The 9,202-nt window shown below is 40.5% G+C and carries 5 protein-coding genes; 4 read left to right on the top strand and 1 reads right to left on the bottom strand.

The window, feature by feature from the left end:
• The first annotated feature begins 18 nt into the window (after positions 1–18).
• Complete coding sequence (locus EO98_RS00755; protein WP_048141749.1) at positions 19–1,032, top strand: glycosyltransferase; 1,014 nt, start codon at positions 19–21, stop codon at positions 1,030–1,032.
• Positions 1,033–1,299: 267 nt separating this feature from the next.
• The gene (locus tag EO98_RS00750) at positions 1,300–3,321 is read left to right on the top strand and encodes a hypothetical protein (RefSeq protein WP_048141747.1); all 2,022 of its coding nucleotides are present in this window, start codon (positions 1,300–1,302) and stop codon (positions 3,319–3,321) included.
• A 249-nt stretch (positions 3,322–3,570) separates the two neighbouring features.
• Here the strand turns inward: EO98_RS00750 and EO98_RS00745 are convergent, their stop codons facing one another.
• Entirely contained in the window at positions 3,571–4,776 is a 1,206-nt protein-coding gene (locus EO98_RS00745) for a glycosyltransferase (RefSeq protein ID WP_048141745.1), read from the bottom strand.
• A gap of 201 nt (positions 4,777–4,977) precedes the next feature.
• Here EO98_RS00745 and EO98_RS00740 point away from each other — a divergent pair, with 201 nt between their 5' ends.
• Positions 4,978–6,162 (top strand): glycosyltransferase family 4 protein, encoded by a 1,185-nt coding sequence (locus tag EO98_RS00740; RefSeq protein ID WP_048141743.1) that lies wholly within the window; start codon positions 4,978–4,980, stop codon positions 6,160–6,162.
• Positions 6,163–7,061: 899 nt separating this feature from the next.
• Positions 7,062–9,202, top strand: a 2,141-nt coding sequence (locus tag EO98_RS00735; protein WP_048160020.1) for a disaggregatase related repeat-containing protein, incomplete at its 3' end; no start/stop codon positions are given.

Genomic DNA, 9,202 nt, shown 5'->3' with positions numbered 1-9,202 from the left:
TAAAAACGGGGTCATTTTATGGAATATCCTTTTGTTTCGGTTGTAATAGGTATTCGCAACGAAGAAAAATTCATTGAAGAATGCATTGAAGCGCTTCTTCATCTTGATTACCCTCAGGATTCTTATGAGGTTATTATCGTCGACGGAATGTCCACTGATAAAACTCGGGAGCTCGTACAGAAATATCCTGTCAGGCTCCTTCTTAATGAACGAAAAAATGTTGCAGCAGCAAGGAACCTTGGAGTGGAAAACGCTCGGGGAGATCTTGTCGCATTTACGGATGGAGACTGCAAGGTAGATCCCGGATGGCTGAAAACACTTGTCAGTGAAATGAAAAATGCCTCTGAAGATGTAGCATGTGTTGGTGGACCTAACTTAATATTTGACACTGACCCTATTTTTGGCAGAGTTGTAGGGTATGCTCAGGAAACATTTCTGGGCTCCGGAGGTTCTGCCCAGTCCAAAAATTCAACAAAGAAACATTATGTCAGTTCCCTTCCTAATTGCAATGCTATGTACAAAAAAAATTCCATCAAGGAAGCCGGGTATTTTGACGAGCGGTTTGTAGTGGGTCAGGACGGGGACCTCAATTACAGAATAAATAAAATAGGTCATAAATTCCTGTATATTCCAGAAGCAAAAGTGCTTCATCACAGAAGAGGAACTCTCAAGTCATTTTCCATACGAATGTTCAAGTATGGCATGTGGATGGCTGAGCTTTTCAAAAAACACGGCGAATTCGTCCGCTGGTATGCTTTTTTGCCTTCAATTGCCATAGCTTTTGCAGTTCTTTCGTTTATTGTTTCTCTTGTATATACAGTGCCGATAGCAGTTCTGTTAATACTGATGACCTTATATTTCGCTCTGGTTTTTGTTACCTCAATTCAGGTAGTATATAAGATGAAATCAAAATACGGCATCCTTACCCTGTTTGTGATCCCTGTGCAGCACGTTGCTTATGGGCTGGGTTTTTTGTACAGTTTTGCAAATTCCCTTCTCCTTTCAAAAGACAGGTCTCTTTCGGATATTTAATGTTTAAGAATTTATCCGGTTAATGTAGCCATAGTTGCCGATATGCAAATGTAAAAATGGTTGGAGAAATTGACCCCAACTTGAAGTATGTTGGAGCAAAAAATTCTTAACCAATATAGACCTCACTGTAAATCCTATTGGCTTCGAACAAAAAATCCGAACCTTTTATTTCAGGTTCAACCCTGAATCCTGTTCGGATTCAATTTTGAATTCTTTATTTCAAACTCAATATATAAAGTTGTGATCGCTTAAGGTTATGGAGATAGTATGTTTGGATTGAGCGAAGAGACGGGACTCAAGTACATGGATAATAACCGTTTAATGAAGGTAATTTCCTTCCTGTTCCCACTAGCAATAATTCTCGCAGTTATATTCACTTTCGTATGGATGTTTGTAACCGGAAAGCCAGGTTATGCAATTCGTGGATTGTTTACAGGAATCCCTGCAGTACTTTCCTGCCTCTTTATATTGTACATTTACAAAAAAGATGTAAGTCTGCATGATATAGACAGTTTCCCGTCGATAAACATAAAGTCCCTTACATACGTGTTTAGCATATTTTATATTGGCTCAATAGCTGTGCTTCTGCTATCTCAGGGAAACAGACCAGGGTACTATTTCGTATTTATTCTGGTGATGTACCTTTCGGTTTTCCTGCAAATATTCTCTAAAGAGGTAAGGCCGTCCCTTGTCCTTTTGGAATCTTTTTTAATCATGGTAAACCTTACTTACAGCGTTACCTTAAATTATGATTTCTACTTCGGGACCACTGACATTCTGCCTCACATTTTTCTTTCGGAACTCACTGCAGTAACGGGACAAACCATTTCCACTTCCTTAAGTGACTATGCATTTTTCCCCCTGTACCATATACTTGTTGCAGAAGCCTCCGAAATTTTGAACCTCAGTACAAAAACCTCACTTTTCCTGATTACAGCACCAATTTATGCAGTAACCGTAGTTTTTCTTTACTATCTCTTTAATCATATTACACACAACAGGCAAATCTCCCTTCTCTCCTGCCTGCTTTACTCCGCAAGCTATATTGTACTGTATTACGGCGCAAACGTGATTACACGCACAATGTCATTCGTAGCGTTTATTATACTGCTATATCTGGTTTACAGTGTTAACTTCAAAGAGGATAAATTCTCTTTTAAAGCTCTTTCAGTAATAGTTTTGATTTTTCTGACCCTGGTCCATAACGTTTCCATACTCCAGTTCGTGTTATTACTCATCATCCTTTTTGCCTCGGAGTATATTATAGGGGCTGGTAACTATGTAAGCAAACCTTTCTTTTTACTTCTAAATGTTACTTATACTGCTTACTGGTTCTTTATAGCTTATCTGTTCATGCAGAGAAGCCTGACTCCCCGTTTACAGAGCCATTTTTGGGACTCTATAGTTTTAACTTCTGGGGGCTCTGACGTACTTGAAGAGGGCTTTATCAGTCTGTTTGGGCTCCTGGATAAATCCGTCTTTTTATTTTTTGCCCTTATAGGAATAGGCTTTCTTCTGAAAAACTACAGAAAAAACTATGCTTCAGTTTTCGGGTTATTTGCCCTGTTAACCCTTATTTTCTATGTTCCAAACCCTCTCAATACTATCTGGCAGTTTAAGGTTCTGTTCAGGGTTGATCGGTTTATGCTTTTCGTTAGCCCCTTTATGGCTTTCGCAATGGGATATGGAATTTATGTATTCTGGAACTATATGGATAAATATGGGCCTAAAAAGTTCAATACAGTGGTCTTTATAGCTCTGCTGTTTTCCACTTTTGTTTTTATCTCTTCAGTCTTCAGCATCTCGGACGCGAACATGCTTGGACAGAGTTCAAAGCATGAATATTTCACTGATAATGAACTGAGTGGTTTCGAACATGTTTATAAGTACATTCCGGAGGGTTCTGCCGTTTATTCCGATTACTATACTACAAGGTTCTTTTATCTCCCGTCGATTCCTGAGGATTCTTCGGGTATGAACATCTCAATTTACAATAACTACCGCATCGATAATGTAAGTGAATTATCCAGTTACAGGGGCTATGTAGTATTCAGGACTCAAGAGTTTCTCAGGAGCGGTTTATACTTCGGCAGCGATGAAAGCAGCACTAAGGAAACTTCCAATTACTTCTACGGGAACACTCCCGAAAATGTAATTGATCTTGAGGACAATCTTACACAAGCAAATAAAATATACTCAAACCCGGCAACGGATATCTTTGCTCCCGGTCCGGCGTTAAGCAAACCTATCAGAAGTTCTAACCTTAACAACACATTTACAGGCATTTAAATGCCTGTAATTATGCTTTTTTCTCGAAAATGCGAAAGGTCTAAATTATCTGAAAGACTGTAAAAGTAGCCTGAGATTTTCAGGAGATCTGGCCAAAATATCCTGGGCATAATTCCGGTGGGCCAAAAAACTATATCAAACTCAGGTGGGTCAAAAGAGCATACCACGTTCTCTCTGACCTGTGAGCAGAATTTTTCGATGAAGCAGAGTTCTGGTGAAGCAGAGTCCTCTTCTTTTTTTACTATAGGTTTATTTTGAGGGATTTGATAGAAGCTCTGAGTATATATCTACGGTCTTCTTTGCATGGGCTTCCCAGGTAAGTCCCCGTTGAATTATGCTTTTACGCCCGAGTTTTCCCATCTTTTCCCTTCGGCTTTCGTTTTCAAGCAGCCGATTTATTTTTTCTGACAGGTCGGCAGGGTTTTTTGCAGGAACCAGATAGCCTGTTTCCCCATCAACCATCAGTTCCGGAATCCCTCCAACATCAGTTGCCACGACAGGGACTTCACAGGAAAGAGCTTCAAGTACGACATTTGGCCTTCCCTCTGAGAGAGAAGGCAGTACCAGCATATCTGATGCTGAAATCCAGAGGGGAATATCCTCATGGTTTACAGGTCCCGTAAATTTAATGGAGCTGGCAATTTTGAGCTCTTCTGCCCTTTTTTCCAGACTTTTTCTAAGCCCGTCGTCCCTGCCTACCATATAGAGGTCCGTGTTTGTATCCACAAAACTTTTTGCAGCTTCAATAAGATAATCCACGCCTTTTATTTTTCTCAGGGCTCCTATAAACAGGACAATATTCTTTTCCTGAGGCAAGTTTAAAATATCCCTTGCCTGTTCTTTTCCTGCAGGCTTGAATATCTCCGTATCAACACCGTTAGGGACCACATGTACTTTACTTTCGTCTATCCCGAGATTCACTATATGGGCCTTGAGGTCTTCACTGACAGAAAGGACTTTATCTGCAAAATTCATGGTTTCTATAATCTGCCTTGAAGTATAGGTCCCTTCATAGGCAACCTTTCGTTCGATCGTGCCAAGAGCACTTATCACCAGAGGAACTTTCCATTTCTTTGCAAGTCTCATCATTCCGTACCCATCAGGATATGAAAAATGTGCATGAATCAGGTCCGGTTCTGGTTTTATGTTTTTTATGGCGTACCTGGAAACGAAATGGGCATATGAAATGCCGGTTATGGGGTAAAAATATTTTTTGGGAATGACATAGATATAACGCGGGTAGTGAAGGTCATATTTTTCTGTATGCTCAATCCTGGGCAGTTTAGAAAAATTATGGTACGGAAATGAAGAAAAAGGAAGCACGAAAGCTTTTGGAGAAATAACCGTCACGTCTACTCCCTGGTCTGCGATTGAATCTATGCTCTGCTTTATGAATGTTCCAAGCTGGGGGTAATACCTGTTAGGAAATTCCTGACATACTTCCAGTACTCTCATAATCTTTTTCCTTTTTCGATTCGGATGCCTCAAAAACACACAAAGGAGATAATTTCTCCTATAAATATCTCTCTGCAAAATCAGTATATTTCTCTTTCTGTACTTAAATCCCGAACCTACTCTTCCAGACCTATGAAAATTAATAAATGGAGTCGTGGGATAAACTAATTAACTACTTTTGCTATTCAGATACCGGCAATTATGTTTAAAAAAGTAAGTAATATTTTCCTGGTCTATTACAGCTCTTTCAATACAAAATCAGGTTCGAATATACACATACTCGAACTCTTAAGAAATTTGAAAAAATACACGGATGTAGTTTTGTTTGCGCCAGGTCAGAAAGGTGCAGAACATGGTTTTTCCGGAATAAAGTATGTGCCTGTGATAGATAATAAGTACCTTGTACAGCCTTCTTACGAGTTCATGCTATCCTTTTATCTTCTGTATTCATGCATAAAAAACAGGCCTGAAGTTCTTTATCTCCGTCAGAACTCTTTTCCGTTCTTCCCCATCGCCATGTGCAAACTTTTTGGCATTTCTTCTATAGTTGAGGTTAATGGGTTGGTTATGGATGAACTCAAGGTAAGCCCGGACTCGAAATCCTTTGCATACAGGGTTTTTTCCTATCTGGCACTCCGTTCCGAGAGGTTCAATTACAGATACTGCGACAGGATAGTTTCTGTGACTGATAAGCTAAAAGACGAACTTGTGAGGCTATACTCGGTCCCTGCAGAAAAAGTTCTTGTAATTAACAACGGAGCAAATACCGATATTTTCAAACCTATGGATCAAAAGCAGGCAAGAGTCAGACTTGAGCTTGATGATTCCAAGAGGTATGTATGTTTTGTAGGGCACCTTGCAGCCTGGCAGGGAGTTGAGTTTCTAATCTATTCCTCTCCTTTTATCCTGGAAAAAGTCCCTGATGTTCATTTCCTTGTAGTGGGGGATGGGGTCATGAGGGATAAACTGCTGGAAACTGCCGCAGAGATGGGGCTTTCGGACAAATTCACTTTTACTGGAAGAGTTCCCTATGAGAACGTTCCTGTATACATTAATGCAGCTGATGTTTGCGTTGCTCCTTTTATAATGGAAAGAAACTCAAAGATAGGACTTTCTGCCTTAAAAACATACGAATACCTTGCATGTGGAAAACCTATTGTAGCGAGCAGTATACCAGGTGTTAAAGACCTGATCGATCTTTCAGGAGGCGGAATTTCAGTACCTCCTGAGAACCCCGAAGAACTCGCTAATGCTGTGGTGAAGCTAATTTCCGATCAAAAGATGTGCAATACCATGGGAGAACAGGGTCGTAAATATGTCGTTGAGAATCACAGCTGGGATGGAGTTGCAAGAAAGATTCTTGATATATGTCACGAAATTGTTTGATGCGGCCTTTTAGATCTCACAGGGCTTTCCTGTGATTTCACTATAGGCTTATCTTTTTTCCTATCTTATCTGTTTTCGGACCTTATCTTTCTTCTCTATTCGTTACTTGAATTAGTCACGATTTAACTATCATTCCACTATTGCTTTCTTATTGCTTTATTGCCGGCTTTTATTAGTGGCTGATTATTTTTTATTTTTTATTTGTGGCTTTTATTATTGATTTCCTGCTCCTACACCTTATTTGTTTTAATTACTTTCATATCTGTTCTTCTCGCGGCAAAGAATAAATGTTTTAGTTGATTGCGCGGAACATTCTCCAAAAATTGCTTCTCTGAAATCTCAAAAGTTTTACTAATTGCACTATTTTCTTTTTCATACTTTTTAATAACACGCCGCATCACATCGATTAATCATCTTATACAAATTTCAACAGTTCGTACAATACGTCTCTAAGTGTCTAAATAAATTTGCAAACTCGGCGCAAATACTTTTATAATATAATGAGCTAATTTACAATGACGACTATAGAAATTTAATTAGATTATTAAACATAATTTATTTGTAGTGTCCACTCGGGGGGAATTTGTGTATATTGGAAGTAAATTGTCATTTAAGCAGGGGAATTAACTCTGAATCCAGTATCCTCCCCCTCATCTAATAATGGTTATTCGCCTCGGAAATGATACTTCTGCCAGGGCTTATTCTATAGTCTTGAACATTTGGTGAGTGGATACTATTGCACAATCTTGTCGGAGGGTTCTTTCAACAGACATAATAAATTTATCGAAAAAAATCTCAACTGGCTATAAATTTATGTAAATTTCCCGGCAAATCTGAGTGAACTTCTACCTTACAAACATATCAACCAATTGTATTATGATCGACCCCAGGTGATAGCAATGCTAAAGCGAAAATTGGGAGTCCTCTTCCTTATAGGGTGCTTTATACTTTCAAGTGTTCCTATGGTTTCATGCCGGACTTCTGCACCTATGATTTATGTTGCGGGAGATGGGAGTGGGGACTTTAACTGTGATGGAAAAGACGACCATGTACAGATAAACCAGGCCCTTAAATTTGTGGCAGAAAACTCTGCTTATACAACTGTCCACCTCAAAGGACCTTTTACATATGTTATTGACAACACTCTTCTGATTGGAAGCAACACTATTCTTGAAGGAGACTCAAATGCTGTGATCAAGCTGGTTGATCACGCCGGCTGGACTACTATGAAACCCCTTATCCAGCAGATGAGCAGTTCAGGGAATCACGATATTACGATAAGAGGTTTCGAAGTTGATGTAAATCACGATGGTAATGCTGAGCTTGCCAAGGGTAAAGGCTACTACAATGTGATTTATTTCCTTTACACCAGCAATGTAACAGTCCATGATATGTATATGCATGATGGACACGGTGACGGGCTCAGGATAAAATACGGTAGTAATATCCAGTTTTATAACAACACGGTTTATAAACTTGGGCATGATGGCCTTTTTGCAATTGAGTGCAGTAATGTAGAGGCCTGGAATAACAAGATAACCTGCAGGACTAATAGCGCTCTGAGGGTATGGAACACAAAGAATGTAAAATTCCATGATAACTTCATTGATTCATTTTATCACTGGAGCGCAGGCGGCCCGGGTATTCAGGTTGAGAGATCCAAAGGTGACATGAATAATATCGAGATCTACGATAATGTAATTACGAACACCTACGGACCAGGTATCTGGCTTATCGGGACCGCCGGAGCATATGATAAAAGTTTATCAAGCGTATATATTCGCCACAATATCTTCTCTGATTCCGGAACCAATCCGAGCATCGAGTGGGTTGGGGGCGTTCTTGGCAGTGGATTTCATAATGTCCTGATTGAAAATAACGTCTTTGATGGAGTTCATAACGCGGCGGTTGTAAATATGTATTCAACTGACACCAACGCCGGACCCTCAGGAACAGGATTCACGACTACTGTCCGTAATAACGTAATAGTAAACACCCAACAGCGCACGAAAAACGCTGCCGGAACCGGATATGGTGTGATTAATCGCCTTCCCAAATCCCACAAAATTGTGCTGGAAAATAACTGTCTCTACAGCAACACAGCCGGGAACTATAAAAATGTTAACTCAGCAACAGATATCTATGTAGATCCTCTTTTTGTGAATAGTAAAAGTGGTGATTACCATCTCAAATCAGTAGCAGGTCGCTGGAATGGGGAAACCTGGGTAAAAGATAGCATAAGTTCTCCATGCATTGATGCCGGATCTGCTTCCTCTGCTTACTCAAATGAGCCTGATGACAACGGAGGCAGGATCAATATAGGAGCATTCGGGAACACAAAGTATGCTTCAAAATCAGGAACACCAATAGTAGATAATCAGCCCCCTGTGATAAATTCCATCCCGGATGTTACTGTTGAAGCTGGAAAAAGCCTTACCTTTACAGTAAGCGCTTCGGATGCAGACGGAGACAGCCTTGCATACTCTGCTTCAGGCATTCCCACAGGTGCGACTTTTGACAGCAAGTCAGGGGTTTTCAGCTGGACTCCGGCTGCAGGACAGGAAGGGACCTACAGCGTAACCTTTGAGGTTAGTGATGGAAAACTAAAGGATTCGGCTACTGTAGCTGTAAACGTTGTCAAACAGGAAAACTCCTCGCCCGTAACAGGGGAGGTCTACGACAACCGTCTGCGTGAAGCTTCTCCTAACACAGTATACAAGAGTTCATCATTTATTGATGTAGGCGGGATGAGTACTGGGAAGTACAGGGATGCAATGTGGTTTGACCTGAGCGAGTACGATAATTCCGGGGAAGTTAGTGACGCGTCTCTTTCTCTCTTCTGGTATTATCCGGCAGGAAGCTCAAGACCGGCAGATACTGTGATTGAGGTTTACAGGCCTGCTTCTGCCTGGGACCCGGGCTATGTGAGCTGGAATAAGAGAAACAGCGGAATTGCATGGAAAAATCCAGGAGGAGACTGGTACGATAAAAACGGTGTTTTGCAGGGAAGTACACCCTATGCCACGATAACCATTAAGGG

Source organism: Methanosarcina sp. 2.H.T.1A.6 (genome assembly GCF_000979455.1).
Classification (GTDB): domain Archaea; phylum Halobacteriota; class Methanosarcinia; order Methanosarcinales; family Methanosarcinaceae; genus Methanosarcina.
This window is presented reverse-complemented; position numbering and strand designations above follow the sequence as displayed.

What these genes read in the sequence shown, in the direction of transcription:
- EO98_RS00755 (WP_048141749.1), top strand. Translation starts at nt 19, where the DNA reads ATGGAATATCCTTTTGTTTCGGTTGTAATAGGTATTCGCAACGAAGAA.
- EO98_RS00750 (WP_048141747.1), top strand. Translation starts at nt 1,300, where the DNA reads ATGTTTGGATTGAGCGAAGAGACGGGACTCAAGTACATGGATAATAAC.
- EO98_RS00745 (WP_048141745.1), bottom strand. Translation starts at nt 4,776, where the DNA reads ATGAGAGTACTGGAAGTATGTCAGGAATTTCCTAACAGGTATTACCCC.
- EO98_RS00740 (WP_048141743.1), top strand. Translation starts at nt 4,978, where the DNA reads ATGTTTAAAAAAGTAAGTAATATTTTCCTGGTCTATTACAGCTCTTTC.